General features: G+C 69.8%; 21 protein-coding genes. 10 read left to right on the top strand and 11 right to left on the bottom strand.

The annotated features are described in order from the left end of the window. Positions 1 to 119: 119 nt before the first annotated feature. The 3 genes from EDM04_RS03460 to EDM04_RS03450 all read left to right on the top strand — a co-directional run bounded on the left by EDM04_RS03460 (position 120) and on the right by EDM04_RS03450 (position 3190). Positions 120 to 1313 (top strand): MFS transporter, encoded by a 1194-nt coding sequence (locus tag EDM04_RS03460; protein ID WP_123619767.1) that lies wholly within the window; start codon positions 120 to 122, stop codon positions 1311 to 1313. A gap of 108 nt (positions 1314 to 1421) precedes the next feature. After that, positions 1422 to 2690, top strand: coding sequence for an MFS transporter (locus tag EDM04_RS03455; protein ID WP_123619766.1), 1269 nt, complete (start codon positions 1422 to 1424; stop codon positions 2688 to 2690). 47 nt (positions 2691 to 2737) lie between these two features. Continuing rightward, complete coding sequence (locus tag EDM04_RS03450; protein WP_123619765.1) at positions 2738 to 3190, top strand: universal stress protein; 453 nt, start codon at positions 2738 to 2740, stop codon at positions 3188 to 3190. A gap of 51 nt (positions 3191 to 3241) precedes the next feature. On the opposite strand, the gene EDM04_RS03445 is transcribed toward EDM04_RS03450, so the two are convergent. The 4 genes from EDM04_RS03445 to EDM04_RS03430 form a co-directional block, all read right to left on the bottom strand. After that, positions 3242 to 4621 (bottom strand): MmgE/PrpD family protein, encoded by a 1380-nt coding sequence (locus EDM04_RS03445; protein WP_123619764.1) that lies wholly within the window; start codon positions 4619 to 4621, stop codon positions 3242 to 3244. A 96-nt stretch (positions 4622 to 4717) separates the two neighbouring features. Beyond that, positions 4718 to 6019 carry a ribonuclease R family protein gene (locus EDM04_RS03440; protein WP_123619763.1) on the bottom strand — a complete coding sequence of 434 codons (1302 nt, stop codon included), beginning with the start codon at positions 6017 to 6019 and terminating at the stop codon, positions 4718 to 4720. Positions 6020 to 6081: 62 nt separating this feature from the next. Next, positions 6082 to 6954: a hypothetical protein gene (locus EDM04_RS03435; protein ID WP_123619762.1), complete on the bottom strand. Its 873-nt coding sequence runs from the start codon at positions 6952 to 6954 to the stop codon at positions 6082 to 6084. Between the two features lie 50 nt (positions 6955 to 7004). Beyond that, positions 7005 to 7313 (bottom strand): hypothetical protein, encoded by a 309-nt coding sequence (locus EDM04_RS03430; RefSeq protein ID WP_123619761.1) that lies wholly within the window; start codon positions 7311 to 7313, stop codon positions 7005 to 7007. A 131-nt stretch (positions 7314 to 7444) separates the two neighbouring features. Here EDM04_RS03430 and EDM04_RS03425 point away from each other — a divergent pair, with 131 nt between their 5' ends. After that, on the top strand, positions 7445 to 7924 hold the full coding sequence (locus EDM04_RS03425) for a cation:proton antiporter regulatory subunit (RefSeq protein WP_123619760.1): 480 nt from the start codon (positions 7445 to 7447) through the stop codon (positions 7922 to 7924). Between the two features lie 78 nt (positions 7925 to 8002). After that, a complete protein-coding gene (locus EDM04_RS03420; protein ID WP_123620168.1) occupies positions 8003 to 9214 on the top strand; it encodes a cation:proton antiporter in 1212 nt (403 codons plus the stop codon). A gap of 141 nt (positions 9215 to 9355) precedes the next feature. Here EDM04_RS03420 and EDM04_RS03415 read toward each other — a convergent pair whose 3' ends face one another. Genes EDM04_RS03415 through EDM04_RS03405 form a run of 3 tightly spaced genes read right to left on the bottom strand, consistent with a single transcriptional unit; the run spans position 9356 to position 12648 of the window. Next, on the bottom strand, positions 9356 to 10000 hold the full coding sequence (locus EDM04_RS03415) for a dolichol kinase (RefSeq protein WP_123619759.1): 645 nt from the start codon (positions 9998 to 10000) through the stop codon (positions 9356 to 9358). A 2-nt stretch (positions 10001 to 10002) separates the two neighbouring features. Further along, a complete protein-coding gene (gene glyS, locus EDM04_RS03410; RefSeq protein ID WP_123619758.1) occupies positions 10003 to 11799 on the bottom strand; it encodes a glycine--tRNA ligase in 1797 nt (598 codons plus the stop codon). Then, positions 11800 to 12648, bottom strand: coding sequence for a CBS domain-containing protein (locus tag EDM04_RS03405; RefSeq protein ID WP_123619757.1), 849 nt, complete (start codon positions 12646 to 12648; stop codon positions 11800 to 11802). A gap of 353 nt (positions 12649 to 13001) precedes the next feature. Here EDM04_RS03405 and EDM04_RS03400 point away from each other — a divergent pair, with 353 nt between their 5' ends. Further along, complete coding sequence (locus tag EDM04_RS03400; protein ID WP_123619756.1) at positions 13002 to 13223, top strand: hypothetical protein; 222 nt, start codon at positions 13002 to 13004, stop codon at positions 13221 to 13223. Between the two features lie 46 nt (positions 13224 to 13269). Here EDM04_RS03400 and EDM04_RS03395 read toward each other — a convergent pair whose 3' ends face one another. From EDM04_RS03395 to EDM04_RS03385, 3 genes are all read right to left on the bottom strand, one after another. Further along, complete coding sequence (locus EDM04_RS03395; protein WP_123619755.1) at positions 13270 to 14199, bottom strand: ketopantoate reductase family protein; 930 nt, start codon at positions 14197 to 14199, stop codon at positions 13270 to 13272. A gap of 74 nt (positions 14200 to 14273) precedes the next feature. Further along, positions 14274 to 15491 carry a pyridoxal-phosphate dependent enzyme gene (locus EDM04_RS03390; protein ID WP_123619754.1) on the bottom strand — a complete coding sequence of 406 codons (1218 nt, stop codon included), beginning with the start codon at positions 15489 to 15491 and terminating at the stop codon, positions 14274 to 14276. Next, positions 15491 to 16447, bottom strand: coding sequence for a succinylglutamate desuccinylase/aspartoacylase family protein (locus tag EDM04_RS03385; protein WP_123619753.1), 957 nt, complete (start codon positions 16445 to 16447; stop codon positions 15491 to 15493). Before EDM04_RS03385 ends, EDM04_RS03390 begins: the two co-directional genes overlap by 1 nt. 167 nt (positions 16448 to 16614) lie before the next feature. On the opposite strand from EDM04_RS03385, the gene EDM04_RS03380 reads away from it, so the two are divergent. The 3 genes from EDM04_RS03380 (at position 16615) to EDM04_RS03370 (ending at position 20213) form a co-directional block, all read left to right on the top strand. Continuing rightward, entirely contained in the window at positions 16615 to 18732 is a 2118-nt protein-coding gene (locus EDM04_RS03380) for a caspase family protein (RefSeq protein WP_123619752.1), read from the top strand. 337 nt (positions 18733 to 19069) lie between these two features. Next, entirely contained in the window at positions 19070 to 19318 is a 249-nt protein-coding gene (locus EDM04_RS03375) for a hypothetical protein (protein WP_123619751.1), read from the top strand. A 97-nt stretch (positions 19319 to 19415) separates the two neighbouring features. Continuing rightward, positions 19416 to 20213, top strand: a complete 798-nt coding sequence (locus EDM04_RS03370; RefSeq protein ID WP_123619750.1) for a winged helix-turn-helix domain-containing protein — start codon at positions 19416 to 19418, stop codon at positions 20211 to 20213. Between the two features lie 252 nt (positions 20214 to 20465). Here the strand turns inward: EDM04_RS03370 and EDM04_RS03365 are convergent, their stop codons facing one another. Continuing rightward, positions 20466 to 20999, bottom strand: coding sequence for an inorganic diphosphatase (locus tag EDM04_RS03365; RefSeq protein WP_123619749.1), 534 nt, complete (start codon positions 20997 to 20999; stop codon positions 20466 to 20468). Positions 21000 to 21465: 466 nt separating this feature from the next. Here EDM04_RS03365 and EDM04_RS03360 point away from each other — a divergent pair, with 466 nt between their 5' ends. After that, the gene (locus EDM04_RS03360) at positions 21466 to 21825 is read left to right on the top strand and encodes a PadR family transcriptional regulator (protein ID WP_123619748.1); all 360 of its coding nucleotides are present in this window, start codon (positions 21466 to 21468) and stop codon (positions 21823 to 21825) included. Positions 21826 to 21841 lie beyond the last annotated feature (16 nt).

The raw sequence follows: 21841 nt of genomic DNA, 5'->3' as shown, positions 1-21841 counted from the left end.
CGTGGCGATCCGTGCGAGCCGGCGGCGGGGCCCGCGGCCGTCCGAAATCCCCGGCCGCGACGGCCGCCGTTTGCCGAGAGCGGACCGCTTATGAATCGGGATGCGGTGCCTGATGGTGAATGGATCGCGCCTACTGGCGGACGGTCTCGCTGGTCACGCTGTGGCAGGTGTCGGCGAGCATCTGTTACTACACCGTCTTCGCGGCGACGCCCTTCTTCCGCGACGAGTTCGGGCTCTCGCGGTTCAGGGTCGGCATCGTCGTCACGACGCTCACCCTCGGCTACGCGGTGTTCCTGCTTCCGGTGGGCGCGCTCACGGACCGGTTCGGCGAGCGGCGGACCCTCTCTCTCGGGCTCGTCGGGCTCGCGGCCGGGATGGTGCTCGTCGCCGGCGCGCCCACGTACGCGCTGCTTCTGGCGGCCGTCTTCCTGCTCGGCTCCGTGTACAGCACCGCGATGCCCGGGACGAACAAGGCGGTGTACGACAGCGTCGCGCCCGGCAGGCAGAACACCGCGATGGGGATCAAGCAGGTCGGGGTCACCGGCGGCAGCGGGATCAGCGCGCTGCTCGTCACCGGGCTCGCGGGCTACTTCTTCTGGGAGATCGGGTTCCTCATCGCGGCCGCGCTCGGCGTCGTCGTCGCCGCCGGCTTCTACGCCTTCTACCGCGGCGCGGGCGGCGGGGCGAGCAGCTACCCGGACCTCCACGGGCTGGCGTCGAACCGCCCGTACGCGCTGTTGGCCGTCTCCGGGCTGTTCCTCGGCGCCGCGCTGTTCACGACGACGGGGTACACCGTGCTCTACGTCGAGGAATCGATCGGCGCGTCGGTCGCGTTCAGCGGCGTCGTGCTCGCGATCGTCCAGCTGTTCGGGAGCGGCGGGCGGCTGCTCGGCGGCTGGCTCTCCGATCACCTCCCCGGCGACCCCCAGACCCGGATCGGCGCGATTCTGCTGGTGCAGACGGTCGCCAGCGCGGTCCTGTTCCTCGTGGTCGCGCGGACCTCGACCCCTACCAACGCCGGGGTCGCGTTCGCGGCGCTCGGCTTCTTCGTCCTCGGCTTCACCGGCGTCTACTACTCCTGTATGGCGACGCTCGTTCCCTCCGATCAGATGGGGAGCGCGACCGCGGGCTGCCAGCTCGCGTTGACCTCGGGTGCGCTGTTCGCGCCGCCGGCGTTCGGCTACCTCGCGGACGTCTTCGACTACCAGGCGAGCTGGACGCTGCTCTCCGGGGTGTGTCTCGTCGCCGCGGTCCTCGTCGTCGCCGTCATCCGGTCTGACCCGCCGGTGGGGGAGACGGCGATGGCGGAGTGACCCCTGCACCCGTCCCCGCCCCCGCGACCGCATCCGCCATCCCCCGCCTCGCGGCAACGGCGGCGGGTACCCCCGGACCTTTCACGAGCGACGGAGAACCGGCTTCCAATGGACTCGGCCGAACGACGGATCGTGGCCTTTACCGCCGGCTCCCACGGGCTCGTCCACACCTACGAGCTGTCGATCCCGATCCTGTTGACCGTGTGGATCGGGGAGTTTTCGACGACTGCGGCCGCCCTCGGGCTCGTCGTGACCGTGGGGTACGGGCTGTTCGGGGTCGGTGCGCTCCCCGGCGGCATCCTGGTCGACCGCTTCGGGTCGAAACCGCTCATCCTCGCGTGTCTCGCCGGGATGGCCGGCTCGTTCCTGCTGGTGAGCGTCGCGCCCAACCTCCTCACGCTCGCGGTCGCGATCGGGGCGTGGGGCGTCACCGCGAGCGTCTACCACCCGGCCGGGCTGTCCCTGCTCTCGAAGGCGGTCGACCAGCGGGGAACCGCGCTCGGCTACCACGGGATCGGCGGGAACCTCGGGATCGCGCTGGGACCGCTGGCGACCGCGCTCCTCCTCTTGGCCTTCGACTGGCGGATCGTCGCGGCCGCGCTCACGGCCCCCGTGGTCGTCGTCGCCGCCTACGGGGCGACCGTCGACGTCGACGACGCGATGCCGGATACGGAGGAAGAGAGCGGCGACGGTGGCGGTAACGGCGGCTCCGGCGGCACCAAAGGCGAGGTATCGGTCTCGACGATCGCCGAGGACACCCGCGTGCTGCTCGCCGGGGGATTCCTGATCGTGTTCGCGTTCGTCACGTTCAGTGGGCTCTACTACCGGACGTTCCTCACGTTCCTCCCGGACCTCCTCGGCGACGTGCTCGGCGGGCTGATCGACGTGCAGCTCATCGACCCCGAGAGCCCGTACGCCGAGGAGTTCGACGTGGGACGGTACCTGTATGTGGCGGTCCTCACCGTCGGCGTGTTCGGCCAGTACCTCGGCGGACGGATCGCCGACCGCGTGCCGCCGGAGCGCGGGCTGATGGCGTTGATGGGAATTCTGGCGGTCCTCGCGCTCCTGTTCGTGCCCGCCGGGCGGACCACGGCGACGTTCGTCACGGCCGCGCTCGCGCTCGGCGTCGCGCTGTTCACGGTCCAGCCGCTCTCGCAGGCGACGGTCGCGGCCTACTCCCCGAGCGAGGCGCGCGGGATCTCGTTCGGCTACACGTACCTCGGGATCTTCGGCGTCGGGTCGCTGGGCGCCGCGCTCGCGGGCGCGGTCCTCACCCGAGCCGGTCCGCGAGAGCTGTTCCTCGTCCTCGCGGGGATCGCGGCGCTCGGCGCGCTCTCGGCCGCCGCGGTCTCGCGGTTCGCGACGCGGCGAGACTGATTGTGGCGACGACCGATTTTAAGAGCGCCCGTGATGAATCGTGGGATATGTACCACGTCCTGTTGCCGGTCGACATCGAGGCGAAGCGCGCGCTCTCGCAGGTCGACATCCTCGAATCGCTCCCCGTCGACCCGGAAGAAGTCGAGGTCACGCTGTTGCACGTGTACGAGTCGGTCGACGCGCCGGCCGATGAGGCCGGGTCGTCCGTCATCGACGAGGTCAACGAGTCCATCGAGGAGCTCCGCGGGATCCCCGACTCGCTCACCGACGTGGAGGCGCGGCTCGACGCGCTCGGGATCGCCCACGACCGGGAGCTCCACGTCGGCGACGCCGCCGAGGCGATCCTCGCGGTCGCCGGCGACCGAGACGTGGACGCGATCGTCCTCGGGATGCGCAAGCGCTCGCCGGTCGGGAAGGCGCTGTTCGGCAGCGTCAGCCAGACCGTCCTGCTCAACGCCGACCGGCCGGTGATCGTCGGGAAGCCGAACGAGGACGAGTAGGGCTCCGGGCCGTCGGCGAACGGTCTCAAGATCGCCGACCGAACCCCTTTTTCAGGCAGTCGCCGCGTCCACCAGCTCCGCGAGCGACCGGTCCCCGAGCGACTCGATCGCCGCCGTCAGGCGGTCGGCGTCGACGCCGGTCCCGGCGAGTAACCCCTCGGCCTTCGCCCGCGCGTCGGCGTCGGACATCGGCTTCTCGGGCTCGCCGAGCGGGACGCTCACGGAGCGCTCGTGCGTCTCGCCCCCGGCGGTCACGGCCACCTCCGCGCCCCACTCCTCCGGGAACCGACGCTCGATCGCCTCGTCGGTCGTCACGGTCGTGGCGTCCATCAGCCGACGGATCTCGGGGTCGTCCCAGCGCGGCGGGTCGTCGAACCGGCCGACGGCGCGCAGGAACGGCTCGGCGCCGGCCGACCCCTCGGTCAGCGTCAGCGCGGCGGCGAAGGGGCCCGAGAACTGGCAGTCGACGAAGCTCTCGGGGCGCCGCTTCGCTTCGATCGGGTCGCCGGTGAGCCTGACGCCGGCGCTCGGGATCGCGATCTCGACCGACTCCACGTCGGCGGGGTCGACCGCGGGCGCGATCTCCCGGAGCCCGTCGATCGCGGAGTGGAGGTAGCGACAGCAGGGGTACGGCTTGCGCCCCGTCTCCGCGACCGCGTCGCGCTCGCCGAGCCGGTCGAACGCCGCGGGGTTCGGGTCGTCGCTGTAGCCCGTAAAGAAGCCGTGCTCGCCGTCGAGGGGGTCGGCCGCGCCGACGACGCCGGCGGCCGCCAGATCCGTCGCCTCGATCGCGCGGCGGGCGGCGAGCCCCGGGTGGAGCCGCTTGTTCCACGCGCCGTTCGCGAGGAACTGGAGGGAGCCGGCCGCCTGGCTCCCGGCGATCCCGAGGGCGTTCCGGAGCGCGTCGCCGTCGAGCCCGCGCGCCACCCCCGCGGCCGCGACCGCGCCGAAGGTCCCGCAGGTGGCGGTCACGTGGAACCCGCGGTCGTAGTGGGAGTCGGGGCCGACCGCCTCGCCGACGGTGCAGGCCACGTCGTAGCCGGCCGCGACCGCCGCGAGGAATCGGTCCGCGCTCGCGTCGGCGGCCTCGGCGGCCGCGAGCGCGGCCGCGACCGTCGGCGCGCCCGGGTGCAGCGAGGAGGGGAGGTGCGTGTCGTCGAAGTCGAGGCTGTGCGCGAGCGCGCCGTTCGCGAACGCGGCGTCCGCGGGCGTCATCAGTTCGCCGGTCGGGAGGACGGTGGCCGTCTCGTCGGTCGCCGGGTCGGGAGTCGGCCCCGCGATCCGGTCGATCCCGTCGCGGACGGCGGGCGAGGAGTCGGCGTGGGCCGCCCCGCCGATCGCGACGGCGAACCAGTCGAGGAGGTGCGCCGGCAGGTCCGGACGGTCGCCGTCGACGGTCGCGCAGTGGTCGACGATGCGGTCGGTAACCATGTCGACGGGTGGAGGGCCGACCGCATCAAGGTTCGGCTGACGGCAGGCGGGGGCGACGGGCGCGAGAAGGCGAGCGCGAAGAGATGTCCGAGACGTTCAGACCGTGTGCTTCGCTTCCTCGGGGTCGTCGACGACCTCGACGCCGCGGTTGTTGACGGCGTGGGGATCGAGGCCGACCTCCTGGAGGAACTGCTTGTAGAGCCGCTCCGCGGTCTCGCCGTCCTTCTGCTTGTCGCTGGCGTGGTCACAGAGTTCGAGGATATTCTCCGGCACGTCGTTCTCGTGGACGATCCAGTGGTTGATCGTGTCCGAGAGCCGGCGGATGGGCGAGGTGAAGTGCCCGTAGATGTCGAAGTTGAGCGCGTGGTGACCGCCGAACGGGTCGTTCATGTACTTCGCACGGGGCATCACCTTCAGCACGGCGCGCTGGATCTTGTTGAGCTGGCGGTCGGGCGACTCTTCGAGGGCGGCGTTGACCGCCTTCCGCGGGTCGTCGCCCCACGCGTCGCCGGGGATGGAGACGCCGTCGAGCTCCTGGATCTCCTTGAGCGCCTCGCTCCACTGATCGGGGGTCGGCTGCGGGTGGACGCGGTACATCGCCTCGACGCCGCGGTCCCACATCAGCGTGTGCGTGACCGCCTTGTTCGCCTTCAGCATCGACTCCTCGATGATGGTGTGTGCGCGGTCCCGCCGGGGGTTTAACACGAGCGAGCCGTCCTCCTTGCGCTGTTCGTGCATGCTGTCGGCGAGCTCGAAGGCGAGCGCGTTCTCCTCGCCGAGCGGGAGCGAGGGGTCTTCGAGGCGGTTCTCACACTCCGAGTAGGTGAGCCGCTCGTCGGAGTTGATGACGGACTTGTAGATGTCGATGTCCTCGAACGAGAGCGTCTCGTCGTCGATCTCCATCTCGACGGTGTGCGCGAGCCGGTCCTCGTTCGGGACGAGCGAGCAGACGGTCTCCGCGAGCACCGGCGGGAGCATGTGGATCGTGTAGTCGGGCAGGTAGACGGTGTTGGCCCGCTGGACCGCCTCCTCCCACATCGCGGTGTCCGGGGTGACGTAGTGGGTCACGTCGGCGATGTGGACCCACAGGCGGTAGGCGCCCTCCTCCCGCTTTATCGAGATGGCGTCGTCGAAGTCCTGCGCGTCGACCGGGTCGGTGGTCCACGTCGTGAGATCGCGGAGGTCCTCGCGCTCGTCGATCTCGGCTTCGATCTCCTCGTACACGTCCTCGGTCCGGGCCTCGGCCTCGCGGATGACCTCGCTCGGGAACTCGTCGCGGATCTCGAACTCCTCGAACAGCTCCGCCCGCTTCTCGGCGAGGCGGTCGGCCAGCTCCGGCGTGATCGTCACGGGCCCCTGGTCCTCCGCGGACCCCGGTTTCGGCTCGTCGTCTGACATACGGTGACCAACGCGTGTCCGTTAGAAAGGCCTGTCGGGGAAGGGAGCAGGGGCGTCCCCGTTCATCCGGCGATCCCGACGACCGCGCCGAGGACCGGCGAGAGCGCCAGCGCCGCGACCGTCAGCGCGACGAGACCGAGGACGACCGGAACCGCCGACCGCCCGACCAGCCGGAGCGCGGTCCGGCGCGCGCTCGCGTCCCCGATCACGAACGGCGAACCGCCCTCGATCCGCGCTTTCACCTCGCCGACCGGAGCCGCCGGGAAGGCGGTCGCGTCGCCGACCACCGTCACGTCGTCGCCGGAGCGGAGGACTCGCTGGCGATACCTGCGCTCGGGGTCGTTTCCGACCGTGAGCGGACCGAGTTTCCAGCCCGCCTCCGACTCGTCGACCGCCTCCACCGCGTCCGTGAACCGGCGGACGCGCTCGGGCGGCGTCTCGTCGGCCGCGACCTCGACGTCCTCGTCGACGCTGAACGCGAAGTCGGCGGCCGCGGGGTCGACGCGGACGCCGACGCCGTCGACGACGACGCGGAACGGGACTCCCGCCTCGCCGGAGTCGATCGACACCCACGACCGACCCTTCCCCTGACTGCGGTACTCCGACACGTCGTAGGAACAACAGAGGCAGTCCTCGTCGGTGAACGGGGCGGGGAGGGTCTCGGAAGCGCCTCCGTCGCCGTCGGGTCCGCCGCGTGCCTCCGAGACGGTTTCGGCGCGCCCGGTAATCTGCACCCGGCGGTCGCCGGCCTGCAGCGATCGGGGATCGGTCGCGGTCGCGCGGGCGACGCGGACGGCGTCGAGGGATCCGCGTCCCCCGCGGGCGAGGAACGCGAGACCGACGAGCAGCGCGGCGACGCCGATCAGGGTCGGGAGGGGATCGATCGCGGTCTGGAGGGGACTCGGAGGGGCCGCGGGCGTGGAGTGGAGGGGCATGCGTCACTCGGGTTTCGAACGGCGGAAGGAAGGCGTGTCGGTCGGGGTCGCTACCGGTCGCGCTCCGAGCGACCGGGCGACTCGCCGGCGTCGGAGACGGCGTCGGCGTAGCGGTCGAGGAACTCCTCGCGGGAGAGCCCGTCCGACTCGATCGAGAGGAGCAGCGATTCGAGCCCGTCGCGCGGCTGGTGGCAGATCTGGTCGTCGCAGTCGGTACAGAGGTACTCGAACTCCTTGTCGCGCCGGTTCCAGCGGTCCCCCTCCTTGTCGTACTCGCGCGCGTCCTCGCGCAGCACGGAGTCGCCGCACGCGATGCAGATCACCGTCCGCCGGTCCCGGTTCTTCCGGGAGCGCCACATGTCCGTTCCCTCGGACCCGGCGCACTTAGCGTTTGGTGCGCGGCAGACGCCCGTCGGACGGAGCGCGGCTCCGAGCCGCTCGGCCGCCGCCGAACTACACTACTAATACCGTGGCCCCGTTTGCCTCCGGTATGCCGATCACGGAATCCGACCTCCCGGGCGTCGGGAAGAAGTTCGAGATCGACCTCAGGGACGGCGAGATGATCGTCGTCATCCACAACACCGGGAAACGCGAGGTGTTCCGCCGGCCGGACTCGGACGCCGACTCCGAGAAGGTGTTCGAGTTCGGCGACGACCTCGCTCGGACGATAGGGTCGATCATCGAGGGGGCGTACTTCCAGCCGATCGAACCGGACTCCCGCGAGACGACCCTGCCGGGGGGAATTCTGCTGGAGTGGTACGAGCTCCCCCCGGGCTCTCCGCTCATCGACGAAACGCTGGAGAGCGCCGACATCGGGAACCGGACCGGCCTCGCGATCGTCGCGATCCAGCGCGGCGACGAGGTCATCGACAGCCCGGACGCCGAGACCACCCTCCGCGAGGGCGACACGCTGATCGGGGTCGGGACGCCGGAGAACTGCGAGGCGTTCGAGGAGCTTCTCACCGGATGAGCGTCGGACTCATCGCGACAGACCCGACCACCGCGGAGGTACCGACCGGTGGCTGACGCCCTCCTCGAACTGGGGATCATGTTCGCCGCGATCGCGGGCGTCGGGGCCCTCGCCAATCGGCTCGGCCAGTCGGTGATCCCCTTCTACATCGTGAGCGGGATGGCGCTCGGCGAGTTCGTGCTCGGACGCCTCTCGCTGCCGGTTCTCGGGACCGCGTACGTCCCCGAGTCGGAGTTCATCGCGATCGGCGCGGAGCTCGGAATCGTCTTCCTCCTGTTTTTCCTCGGACTGGAGTTCAACATCGATCGCCTGCTCGCGCGGCGGCGCCAGATCGGGACCGCCGGAACGATCGACCTGGCGAACTTCGGCGCCGGGCTCGTCCTCGGCTGGCTCGTCTTCGGCGCGTTCCTGCCGGCGTTTCTGATCGCCGGCATCGTGTACATCTCCTCGTCGGCGGTGATCACGAAGTCGCTCATCGACCTCGGCTGGATCGCCAACGACGAGGCGGAGCCGATGCTCGGAACCCTCGTCTACGAGGACCTGTTCATCGCGGTGTACCTCGCCGTCGCGTCCGCGCTCGCGCTCGGCGGCGGCGACGTGGGCGCGGCCCTCGCCGACATCGGGATCGCGATCGGGTTCATCTTCGGCCTCTTGGGGCTCGTGTGGTTCGGCACGCCCGCGTTCGACCGGCTCGTCGAGACGGACAACCGGGAGTTCGTCGCGCTGCGGTCGATCGCGGCCGTGGTGCTCGTCGCGGGCGGCGCGCTCGCGCTCGGCGTCAGCGAGGCGGTCGCCGCCTTCTTCGTCGGGATGGCGTTCGCCTCGACGGAGTACGCCCACGAGATCGAGGCGCTGCTCGAACCCGTCCGCGACACGTTCGCGGCGGTGTTCTTCTTCTGGATCGGGCTCGTCACCGACCCGCTTTTGTTCGGCGGGGTGGCGGCGCTGATCGCGCTCGCGGTGGTCGTGACGACGCCGACGAAGCTCGTTACCGGCTTCCTCGCCGGGCGCGCGTTCGACCTGAACGCCCGCCGATCGACCCGCGTCGCGCTCGGGATGACCACCCGCGGGGAGTTCTCGCTGATCATCGCGACGATCGCGGTGACCGCCGGCGAGGCCGGGGCGTTCGACCCGGCGGTCGCACAGACGATCAACGCGTTCGCGGTCGGCTACGTGCTCGTGATGGCGATTCTCGGCACGACGCTGATGCAGTACTCCGATCCGTTCGAGTCGGTCGCGACCTCGTGGCTGGAACGGGACGCGGGGGACGGCGAGAGTGATCGCTTATAAGCCGTTGATGCCGGATCGGCGGTGAACACCTCCAAACCCCGGCCGTTCGGCGGCGCGGGCCACCGCTGTGGGTTATAAAAATCTCGGAGTACGATCCCGTTCACAGCTCTCGTGACCGCCGCCAGTCCGCCGATCGACCGCCTACGCCAACACCGTGACGGCGAGGAGCATCCCGCCGGCCGCGGCCGGCGGGATGGTCAGGTTGTCGTCGACGGCGACGCCGCGGATGACCGGCGGGAGGCCGTCGGCGACCGCGGCGGGGACCGCGCCGGCGAGCGCGACGGCGACGCCGACGCCGGCCCCGAACGCCGGCACGGTAAAGGGGATCGCCAAGGCGAGACTGACGAGGAACATCGCGATCCACGCGACGGGCCGTTTCGACTCGGTCGCGTCGTTGTCCCCGAGCGCGCCGCTGACGGGGTCGCCGAGCGACACCATCCAGATCGCGGGGACCGCGAGCGTCGGCGTCATGCCGGGGATCCCCAGCGCGGGGACCGCGGCGACCCCGACCGCCGCGGTGCTGACCTGGTACATCGCGTAGCCGGCGACGCTGTCGGACTCGTACTCCCGCGTGAGATGCCGGTAGACGGCGTGATCGAACCCGACGACGAGCCGGAGGAACTCGAGCAGACCGACGACCGCGACGCCGAGCGCGAGGACCGCCGCCGTCTCGGTCCACGTGAGCCACCCGAGCAGGTACGGGACCGGGAAGAGCGTGCCGCTCGCGTGGACCAGCCGTCGCTCGAACTCCACCTCGGCCCGCCACTCCGCCGCCGGGAGGGGCACGGTCAGTTGGTCTCGACGTCGGTCGCCACGGTCTCGTAGCGGTCCAGCAGCGCGTCGAACTCGCCGCCCGCGCGGAGCGCGGCCAGCTCCTCGGCCAGCTTCGCGGCCGGGACCCGGACCTGCGCCGCGGAGTCGCGCTCACGGACGGTCACCGTGTCGTCGCCGTCGCCCTCGATCCCGTCGCGGTCGATCGTGACGCAGAACGGGGTACCGACCTCGTCCTGTCGGCGGTAGCGCCGCCCGATCGAGCCGGAGTCGTCGTACGCGACCGCCAGCCCCGCCTCGCGGAGGTCCGCGGCGACGCGGTCGGCCAGATCGGTGAGCCGGTCGTCGTTGGTCACCAGCGGGAAGACCGCGGCGTCCTGCGGCGCGATCTCGGGCTCCAAGGAGAGGTAGGTCCGCTCCTCGCCGTCGACCTCGTCCTCGCTGTAGGCGTGCGCCAGCAGGGTCTGGACCGTCCGCCCCACGCCGAAGGAGGGCTCGACGACGTGCGGGGTGAGGTGCTCGCCGTTCTCGGTCACCGTCTCGACCGAGAAGTTCGCCACGTCGGCGTCGACCTCGTGGGTCTCGGCGCCGTCGCCCTCACCGACCTCGACCGAAACCGTCTCGCCGTCGAACGCGTCGGGGTCGCGCTCGGCGAGGGTCTCGAGGGCCTCGGCCACCGCGGCGGCGTCCCCGCCGAACGCGGGACCGAGCACGGACATGTCGGGGTCGACCGTCGCGCGCTCGACCGTCTTCGGCTCGTCGTAGCGCTTGAACACGGTGAAGGCGTCGTCGCCGTGCGCGTCGTGTTTCGAGAGGTCGTAGTCGGACCGGTACGAGAAGCCCGCGATCTCGATCCAGTCGCCGTCGACCTCGCTCTCGGCGTCCCAGCAGTCGGCGGCGTAGTGGGCGCGCTCGCCCGCGAGGTGCTGCCGGAACCGGAAGCGGTCGAGGTCGACGCCGACCCGGTCGTACCACCGCTTCGCGACGCCGAGGTAGTAGCCGACCCACGGGGAGCCGATGACCCCCTCGTCGACCGCCTCGCCGACGGTGGTCTCGACGTACTCGCCGTCCTCGGCCTCCTGCTCGGCGGCGGGGTACAGCCGGACCTCGACGTCGCGCACGCGGTCCAGCGGCGGCTCGTCGTCCTCGGGGTCGATGAACTGCTCGAGTTCGGCCTGCGTGAACTCGCGCAGCCGGAGGAGCCCGCCGCGCGGCGAGATCTCGTTGCGGTAGGCGGGACCGATCTGGGTGATCCCGAACGGGAGGTTCCCGCGGGCGTACTCCTTCAGCCGCGGGAACTCCACGAAGATCCCCTGTGCCGTCTCCGGTCGCAGGTAGCCCGGCTGGCCGTCGCCGGGGCCGATGTCGGTCGCGAACATGAGGTTGAAGTCCTCGGCCGTCACGCCCGCGAGCGCGGTGCCGCAGGACGGGCAGGCGATGTCGTTGTCGGCGATGAGCTCCTCGACCTCCTCGCCGGGCAACGCCTCCGCGTCCTCGATGTCCGTGACCGCCTCGACGAGGTGGTCGGCGCGGTGGGACTCGCCGCACTCGGGGCACTCGACGAGCATGTCGTCGAACCCCTCCAGGTGGCCGGACGCCTCGAAGACGGGCTCCGGCATGACCGTCGGCGCCTCGATCTCGCGGTTCCCCTCGCGGATGGTGAACCGGTCGCGCCACGCGTCCTCGAGGTTCTTCTTCAGCGCCGCGCCCTGCGGGCCGAAGGTGTAGAAGCCGGCGGTGCCGCCGTACGCGCCGTTCGAGCCGAAGAAGAACCCGCGCCGCTTCGCCAGCTCGACGATCTCCTCGGACGCCATCTACAACCCCTCCAGCAGGTCCACGTCGCGCACGATGCCGTCGAGGTCGGTGCCGTTGACCAGCGGGACCTGCTCGATGTCGTTGCTGATGAGCTCCTGTGCGACCTCCTTGGCGGTCCGCGTGCCGCTGACGGTGACGAGGTCCCCGGTCATGAAGTGGCGGACCGCCCCCACCGGAAGCTCCACGTTGCGGGTCGGGAGGTAGCGGGCGCCGGTCGCCTTGATCCCCTCCCACGACCACTCGGAGTCCTGCTCGGCGATGGAGTCGCCCGTGCTGGCCTCGCCCTCGACGACCCGGGCGACCTCCAGCACGTCGACCTCGGTGAGGATGCCGGCGAGTCCGGCGTCGTCGTCGAGAACCACGGCGTAGGGGACGTTCGCTAACCCGATCTCGCGTTCCGCGACCGGCAGCGGGGTCTCCGTGTAGGTCGCGTTGATCGCGCTGGTCGCGAGCCCGCCGACCTCGGTGTCGCCGTCGATCTCGCCGCGGGCGATGGCCCGCACCACGTCGGTGACGGTGATGATGCCGACCAGCTCGTCGCCGTCGACGACCGGGAGCCGCCGGGAGTCCTCGGCGGCCATCGTGGCGGCGGCGTCGCCGATCGCGTCGTCGGCGCCCACCGTCGGCACCTCGCGCATCAGCAGCGCGAGCTGGTCCTCGTCGGGCTGTTCGATCAGGTCGTCGCGGGAGACGAGCCCGCGGTACACCTCGTCGCCGTCGACGTCTTTGACGACCGGCACCGACGAGAAACCGTACTCCTGGATGTACTCCAGCACGTCGTTCCGGCTCCCCGGGATCTCGACGACGACGAGATCCGACCGCGGCGTCATGGCGTCTGATACGTTCATGCACCGTCTTTCAGCGTGGCACCTCTTGTATACTGCGAAGGTGGTCCGTAACTGCGAAGGTGGTCCGTAACCGCGATGGCGGTCCGCGAGTCGCTCCCGCGGGGGAGGGGAGAACGCGGCGATCGCCGGGCCCCGAAGGCCCTCGCGGCGCGTGTGCGTCTCGCCGCCGACGAACCGCGACCCTGACAACGATCCGATCTGTTCGACGGATCGACGCTCTATGCCGACAATTCCCCCGTGATCGACGGCTGACAGGGCGTCTCGTCCCCGATTATCGCCTCGAAACGCCGATCCGCCGACGGCGGACGCCCCCGGTCCGGAACCCTTATACGTACTGTGAACAATTCACAATCATGTCACGGAGTTCCACTCCATGGGACGACCCGGACCCCGATCACCGCCGGACGGCGCTGCCGACGGATCCGGCCCTCGACGCCGACGAGTCGCCGGACGTGATGGCGTCCATCGACTCCTCGGCGTCGCGACCGGAGCTCGTGATCGCGGACGTCTCGCGGGAGAACGCGTGGGTCTCGGTGGACGAGACCGACGCCACCGTCCTCGAAGAGTGGTGTTGACCTCGACGATTCCGCCGTAGAAGTCCCCCTTCTCTGCCGCTCGCGGTCACTCCCCGCCCGCTTCGTCGGCGTCGGCCGCGGGCCGAACGCCGGCACCGACTTCCCAGGCCCTGATCAGCGACGCGACCGTCCGACACGTCGGCGCCGCCACCCCGAACCGGTCGGCGCGCTCGGTCGCGGCGCCGTATATCGCGTCGACCTCGGTCCGGCGGCCCGCGGCCACGTCCTCGCGCATCGACGACCGGTTGGCGGCGGTGTCGGCGGCGACGCGCTCGACGGCGGCGACCGCCTCGTCGTCGCCGAGGCCGACCCCGTCGGCCCGGGCGACCCGCGCGACCTCCCGGGCCGCCTCCCGGGCCGCCTCGCCGCCCGGCCCGTCGAGGGTCTCCCCGTTCGTGAGCCGCGCGAGCGCCGAGGGACCGTTGATCCCCGCGTTGACCGCGAGCTTCTCGTACCGGCGCCGGGGCATGTCCGCGGCGACCGTCGCCTCGATCCCGGCCTCGTCGAACGCGCCCCCGACGCGCTGCGCGAGCGGGTCGTTGCCCCCCGAAAGCGGCCCGACGACGACCTCGCCGACGCCGGTGCAGGTCACCCGACCGGGCTCGACGAACCGGGCGCCGTAGCTCGCGGTGCCCGCGAGCACGGTGGGGTCGAGCGCCGCGACCAGCCGCTCCTCGGTGAAGCCGTTCTGGAGCGAGCAGACCGCGTCGTACTCGCCGGTCGCGAGCGTGCGCGCGGCCGCGTCCGTGTCGTACGCCTTCGTCGTGACCACCGCGAGGTCGGCGGAGCGGTGCGTCCCGTCGGTGAGCGCGCGCGGGCGAACGTGCGCGTCGATCTCGCCGTCGATCCGGAGCCCGTCCTCCCGCACCCGTCGCATGTGGGGGTCGCGCCCGACGAGCGTGACCTCGTGGGCACGCGCCAGCAGCCCGCCGACGAGGCCCCCCAGCGCGCCCGCGCCGTAGACGAGTATCTCCATACCCCTTCCCACGGGGCGAGACCGAAAAGCGATGGCGGTGGGACCGGGGGTCGACGCCCGTCGGTCGCTCCGAGTTACCCCTTCAGCCCGCTCCCGGTCAGGGGGACGACCACGTCGCCGTCGGGCGCGAGGACGCCCCGCTCGCGGAGCTCGCAAAGTGCCGCCGGCGCGACGGCGCAGGTCGGTTCGGTGTAAAACCCCGCCGCGTGGAGCCGGTCGAGCTCGCGCTCGGCCGCCGACTGCGTGACCGCGACGGCGTCGCCGTCGGTGTCGGCGACGGCGTCGAGGATCTCCCGTCTCCGGACCGGCTCGGCGATCTGGATCCCGTCGGCGGCCGCGTTGACGCGCCCCTCTGGATCGGCCGCGTCCGCCCCGTGGAGCTCGCGGACGATCGGCGCGATCCCGGCGGCCTGCGCGCCGAACAGGCGCGGGACCTCGTCGATCCAGCCCGCGCGCTCCAGCCGCCGGAAGCCGCGATAGGCGCCGAGAAACAGGGTGCCGTGCCCGAGCGGGGTCACGACCGCGTCGGGGGCCTCCCAGCCGCGCTGGGCGGCGATCTCGTAGGCGACGGTGGCGGTCCCCTCGAAGAACGCCGGGTTCCACGCGTGGCTGGCGTACCACGCGGAGTCGGCGGAGTCGCCTTTTCGTCCGCCCTCGCCGCCCTCGCCGAGCGCGGCCACGCACGCCTCGGTCACGTCCGCGCGAGAGCCCTCGATCCGGATCGGCTCGGCGCCGGCTCGGCGGATCGCGCGGAGCTTCGAATCCTTGACGTCGGCCGGGACGTACACCGCGGCGTCGATCCCGGCGCGGGCCGCGTACGTCGCGATCGCGGCGCCGGCGTTGCCGGAGGAGTCCTCGACGACGCGCTCGACCCCCAGTTCGCGGGCCCGCGTGAGCGTCGTCGTCGCCCCGCGGTCCTTGAACGAGCCGGTGGGAAAGACGTACTCCAGTTTGAACGCGGCGTTCCAGCGGTCGGCGTCGGACGAGTCGCTCTCGTCGCCCTTCGCCGCCGCGTCCGCGTCGACAAGCGGCGTCATCCCCTCGCCGAGCGTCACCCGGTCGGCGGGGTCGTCGCCGACGGCGATCAGGGACTCGAACGCCCAGAGGCCGTCGCGGGCGTCTACCGCGTCGCCCCCTCCGCCCTCCGAATCCGGGGCCGACCCCTCCGGAACCGGCGGGTCGGCGAACTCCAGCGGGGCGCCGCACTCGCAGCGCCACCGGTCTCGGACGGTCGCGCCGCACTCGGGGCAGGCGAGGGATCGGATCGATCCCCGGCCGGGGTCGCCGGCCATTAGTACGAGTCGACGTTGGTCCCGACCGAGCAGACGTACTCGCCCGCGGCGACCTGCGGGAGGCGACGGGTGCGCCAGAAGACGCCGTCGTCGTCGGCGGTCACCCGCCCCTTGAGCTCGCCGAACACGTCGGTTACCTCGAAGAGAAGGTCCCCGGTGGAGACGCGCTCGCCGAGCTCGCGCTCGAACCGGACCAGCCCGCCCGCCGGCGATCCGTACTGGTCGAAGCCGCGCGCCCTCGTCTGTCGTTCGAGGTCGTGTCCGCCGTCGAGGAAGCCGTAGTGGCGGAGCACGTTGAACACGCCCTCGACGCCGTACCGGATCGACTCCTCGTCCCAGCCGACGCAGCCGCCGAGCTCGGGGTCGACGGTCGGGATGCCGTGTTCCGGTCCGACGCGCGCGAGCTGTCCGTCCGGTCCCTTGATGTCGAGGACGTGACCGCAGCCGAAGGCCTTCGCCAGCTCTAAGCAGTCGCCGTGGAGGTGGTGGCGGATCCCGCAGCGGACCCGCGTCTCGTTTATCATCCGGCTGGTCGATCCCTGGTGGAGGTCGAGGATGAGGTCGGCCCGCTTCGCGGCCTGAAACGTCGCGTGAGCGATGCGCTCGCTCGTCGTTCCGTTCTCGTCGCCGGGGTACCCGCGGTTCATCTTCCGGTCGTCGATCGGGTTCCGGTGCTCGGCGACCTGGAACCCGAAGTAGTTGACGACGCCGACGACGAGCACGGCCCCGGACAGCTCCGCCGGATCGAGCCGGGGGACGACGCGGTTGACGACGCCGAGCCCGTTGAGCTCGTCGCCGTCGCTGACCGCCTGCATGTACAGCGTCTCGCCGTCCTCGGCGCCGTTGACGACCGCCACCGGCAGTCGGACGGGACTCCCGTCCCGCGTCTCGCCGACTTCGAGACGGCCCGTGTCCGTCTCGCCCGGCCGGGCGCGAGCCGTTCCAAGCGTGATCATTACGCGAACGTGGGCCGGCCGCCCCTTTATCCGTTCGGTCCGCGGCGATCCACCGACACAAGCTTTATCGCCGCATCGCTCCAGAATTCGGTAACGACGGCCGCGTCACCCTCGTCGCGTCACCCTCGTCGCGACTACCCCGACGCCGACCGAACGCGGTCCCCCTCATGAGTATCGACATCGACCCGCTGTCCGACGCGGCCGGACTCACCGTCACGGACCACATCGAGAACACGCAGTTCGAGGTGTACACCGACCGACCGGTCGAGCCGACCGCGAGCCCCGAGGACGCCCACTACTTCCCGGTCGACGCGAGCGTGACCGTCGAGACCGGATCCGTCGAGATCCCCCGCGTCGCGGTCGTGGAGACCCGCTCCGGCGACGGGACGCTGCTCACCCGCGGCGACTCCTACGCGATGCCGGCGGGGACGTACCACGTCGGCATCGACCCCGCGCCGACGAAGCTGTACCTCGCGTTCGCGTCGCCCTTCTCCGTGTCGACGACGGAGCGGACGACTCGGATCGACCTCGACGCCCCCGCCGAGGTGACGCTCGGGTTCCGGTCGCTCCACCAGGTGCCGGCGGGGACGATCGAGACGCCGACCGACCCCGAGTCGCTGATGGACGCGGTCTCCCTGCTCGGCTCCGCGCTTCAGACGACGAGCCCGGAGCGCTCCTTCCCCACCCTCCGCGGGCACCCGCCGCTGATCGAGCCGGGCGAAGAGCTCCGCGTCCCCGATCGGGTCGAGCCGCTCGACTCCGGGATTCGGATCGTCGTCCCCCCGGAGTACCGCTACCTCTACCCGGTGGTATCGCTGGCGTACTACTTCGCTGCCGACGTGGTCCCGGGCGACGCGCCCCGAATCGAGGGAGACGGCTGGACCCATCCCCTAGAGCCCGAATTCGAACGTCGGACCGCCGAGGTGCTCCGGCAGGCGTTCCACTTCGACTGCCTCGCGCGCACGGAGGGCTTTTACCCGGTCGACCTCCACGAGCGCGAGGCCACCGACCTCGACCTCGACTGGGGCCGGCTGTACGGCCTCCCGCTCACGGAGCGGCTCGGCGAGTACCTCGCGGTCGCCTTCGAGCGCGTCGAGCCGGAGCTCCCCCAGTGGACGCTGACGACCGACGTGCGCCCCGACCCCGAGAACGTGGAGATGCTCCCGTTCGTGGCCGGCGAGCTGTCGATCGTCCGGTCGCCGGAGACGGTTACCCCCGCGACGGCCGGCGAGGGCGACGGGGTCGGGTTCTTCCGTGGGCCCCAGGCTAACGAGGCACCCCTCGGTCCGGACGAGTTCGTCCGGGGCGGCGCCGCCGGGACCGAACCCACCCGCGGTGCCGACGCCTCGGCGGAGCGCGGCGCGGTGCCGACCGACGCCGACTTCGTGCGGCCCGAGCCCGTCGACACCGTCGAGCACGCGTGGGTCGGCGCCGGCGTCCCGCTCGACGCCAACAAGGCCACCCTCGACGCGTACCACCGTCGGTTGGAGGCCGGCGCGGTCGAGCAGTCGCGGATCTCCGTCCTCGTCGTCTGCAACGACGAGCAGATGCGCGAGGAGGGGGAGGTCGCGGACCTGTACGGCCTCCGCGACATGGTCCAGTTCGACATCGAGGTTCGCCACGACCTCACCCGCGAGGAGATGCGCGAGGCCCTACGGTCCGACGTGGACTTCCTCCACTACATCGGCCACGTCGACGACCGCGGGATGCAGTGTGATGATAGCTATCTTGACCTCACTACTGAGGACCTCGACGTCGGCGTCAGCGCCTTCCTGCTCAACGCCTGCCAGTCCTACCAGCAGGGCGAGGCCCTCGTCCACCGCGGCTCCCGCGGAGGTATCGTCACCCTCTCCGACGTGGCGAACTCGCCGGCGACCCAGCTCGGTCGCATCGTCGCCCGCCTGATGAACAGCGGATTCAACCTGCGCACCGCGCTCCACGTCGCCAAGCGGGAGCTGATCACCGGCCACCAGTACATCGTGGTTGGTGACGGGGGGACGACGATCTGTCAGAGCCGCAGCGGAATCGCAGTTGTGTGCAATGCATCAAAAAAAGATAATTCGAAATGGGACTTATCAGCACAATTTTTCCCAAATAGAAACCATGGAGTGGGATCTCTTGCGTGGCTTAATTTGGATGTAGCCAACTCTAATTATTATGTCCCGGAGAAATTCGAGCACAAGGACGTACACAAAGGAGAACTGTCTGATCTCCTCGACTTGGAGCTAGTACCGGTTTTCTATAATGACGAACTTGTTTGGAGTGAAAATCTAAAATTTGATTAAGGGCCCGGGTTTGCGCCAGCAATGTTCGCCGCCGCGGGAGCCGCCTGCGTCAGCAGAAGGAGCGCGGTGAACAGGACGCCGGCCATCTTCGGGTGCTCTGCCACGTAGTCTGCAACACTTTCGTGCATATTACACAAGATATCGCGTGATATTAACATCGAACCCGTTTTGCGCCAACCGTTCTCAGATATTTGAATACTAAATAAATAATAAATTAATGCTCCGTTTCGAGACGCTACTTGGTCCGTTTCTCCGTCCAGGTTTACGACCCGCATCGTGAAGCCGGTTTCGGGCTCTCCCCCACCGTTTTTTCAGCCTCCCCGGCCGAGGTGGTGCCATGACCGACGTTCACGCCGCGATCCGCGACGCGTTCGAGCACACCGACTACGACCTCGGCGACGTCGCCGTCAACCGGCGACAGGTCCGGGTGCCGGTGCTCCAGCAGGGCGCCGACCCCGACGCGCTCACCGCGGTGATCGAGGAGGCGCTCGGCGCGGACGCGGTCGTCGCCGCGACCGTCGCCACCGAGGCCATCGACGGCGAGGACACCATCGGCACCGTCGTCTCGTTCCGGTACCGACCGTGAGCGGGTCGCGGGCCAGTTCGACGCCGTTCATCATCGCTCCGTCACAGGATAACGCGGTATTGTTAACCGTTCGGTGTCCGTACACGGGGATCACAGGATGACGGCCGACGACGGACACGACGGCGCACAGTACCTCGCCGGGTCACCCGTCCGGGTCGCGATGCTCCGAGCGATCCGAGAGGAACCCCGCCGTCCGGCGGACCTCACGGCCGCGGTCGACGCGACGCGGACGACGGTTCAGCGCATCCTCTCCGGGTTCGGCGAGCGGGACTGGGTCGTCAAGCGCGACGCCGCCTACCGCGTGACGCCGACCGGGAAGCGGGTCCACGACGCGTACGAGGCGCTGCTCGACGAGGTCGAGGTCGCGGACCGGTACGGGCAGTTCGCCGCCGACCTCGAGCGCGTCGGCGCCGACTTCCCGCCCTCGGCGATCGACGCCGGGGAGCTGACCGTCGCGGCCGACCGGAACCCCCTCGCCGCCGTCGATCGGCTCACCGAACTGCTGCGCGAGGGGGGCGGCTCGGAGATATTCGCCGTCTCGCCCGTCGTCATCCAGCAGTTCAACGACGCGGCGGCGGAGGCGATCGACGCGGGCGCCGAGATCGAACTCGTCATCGACCGCGACGTGGTCGAGGAGTCGATCGCGGAGTTCGGCCCGGCGACCGACCGGGCGCTTCACGACGACCGCGCGAAGGTGTACGTCTCCCCGGAGCCGATCGAATACGGGCTCTTCCGGTACGACGACGTCGCGTGCGTGACCGCCTACGACCGCAGAAACAACCCACGATGCGTGCTCGAATCGACGGACCAAGCGGTGATCGAGTGGGTCAACGACCGGTTCGAGTCGTTCGTCTCCGAAGCGCAGTGTCTCTCCGGGGTCGTCGAGAACGCTTAGTCGGGTCAGCTACGCCTCTTCCTCACCGTCGGGCGCCTCGTCGAGATCGTCTTCGGGATCGAAGTTGGCGGGGACGACCGTCGGGTGGTCGATGCCGACGGACGGCTGGCTGTGTGCGCTCATGGCTCTACCTACGCGTACCCGGTCCACCCTCTAAAAATTACCCATGGGCATAACGTATGCCCGGCGCGGGTAGGTATGCCCAACGGTTATGGATCGCGGCGAGTCGGAGCCGTCCGACCCGCAGTCGATCTACCGGAACTCCTCGTCGTAGAGGTCCTGCGCGTGTTCGATCGCGTCCTTGGCGGCCTGCTTGTCTTCCCACCCGAGGGTCTCGACCTCCTTGCCCGCTTCGAGGTTCTTGTACGTCGAGAAGAACTCGTCAATCTCGTCGAGCGTCTGCTGGGGGATGTCTTCGAGGCCGTCGATGTGGTCGAACCGCGGGTCCTCGGTCGGCACCGCGATCACCTTGTCGTCCTGCTCGCCGTCGTCGTCCATCTTCATCAGCGCGACGGGACGGGCTTCGATCACGCAGCCGGGGAACGTCTGGTCCTCGACGAGCACCATCACGTCGAACGGGTCCTCGTCGTCGTAGTACGACTGCGGGATGAAGCCGTAGTCGTACGGGTAGTGGACGTTCGAGTGGAGCACGCGGTCGAGGACGACGCCGGGGATGTCCTTGTCGTACTCGTACTTGTTCCGCTCGCCTTTGAGACACTCGACGACTGCGTAGATCTCGTCCGGCGCGTTCGGTCCCGTCTCGAGATCTTCCCAGAGGTTGGCCATGTACGGCGTACTCCGTCCATCGGTCGCAAAGTCCTTTCGGGTTCTCGCCGTGACTCCCGTCGTCGGTCTCCCTCCTTCACGGCTTTCGGGCGTGGATCTCCCTGTCTCGACCGAACGCCGCACGTTGTGGGAGGAATACGACACTACACGGCTCAAAACCGCGCTCTACGGGTCGATATCGCCCCCCACAACGCCGTATGTTTCCCGTGAGACACGTTGTTTCCGGCGAGATACACCGCTACCACGGGTGACTTATCGTATACAAACGGCCCGATTCCGTCGACGAATTGTCGTGTATCCGCGTTTACGATGGCAGATCACTCGATAGCGAGATAGCGACAAATCGGAGCGCTCGACGCTCCTCCCATAGATATCGGCACGAATCACTGGTTCCACGGGCGATGAAGCATTAAAACGTTCGTGAACCTTGAGAAAGGTTATAAGTTCGGGTTACCTTCATCAAGCTATGTCAGAGGCACAATCAGTTACCGACGACTCGACGACGCGGACGGCGGCGGACCTGACGGCGTTCCAGCAGAATATCCTCGCGATCCTCGCGGAAGAGCCCATGTACGGGCTCGCGATCAAACGCGAGCTGGAGTCGTACTACGGCTCCGAGGTGAACCACGGGCGGCTCTACCCGAACCTCGACGACCTCGTCGAGGACGGGCTCGTCGAGAAGAGCGAGCTGGACAAGCGGACCAACCAGTACGAGCTCACCGAGGCGGGACACGACGCCGTTCTCGGCCAGTTGGAGTGGGTCCTCGACCGGTTCGCCACCGACGAGGAGCGCGCGGACGAGGTCCGTGCGCTGCTCGGCGAGTAACGGCGACCGCCTCGTG

It is taken from the genome of Halorubrum sp. CSM-61, from assembly GCF_003781945.1.
In the GTDB taxonomy this organism is placed as follows: Archaea; Halobacteriota; Halobacteria; order Halobacteriales; family Haloferacaceae; genus Halorubrum.
The sequence above is the reverse complement of the archived record's forward strand: the minus strand, read 5'-3'. Positions and strand labels throughout refer to the sequence as shown.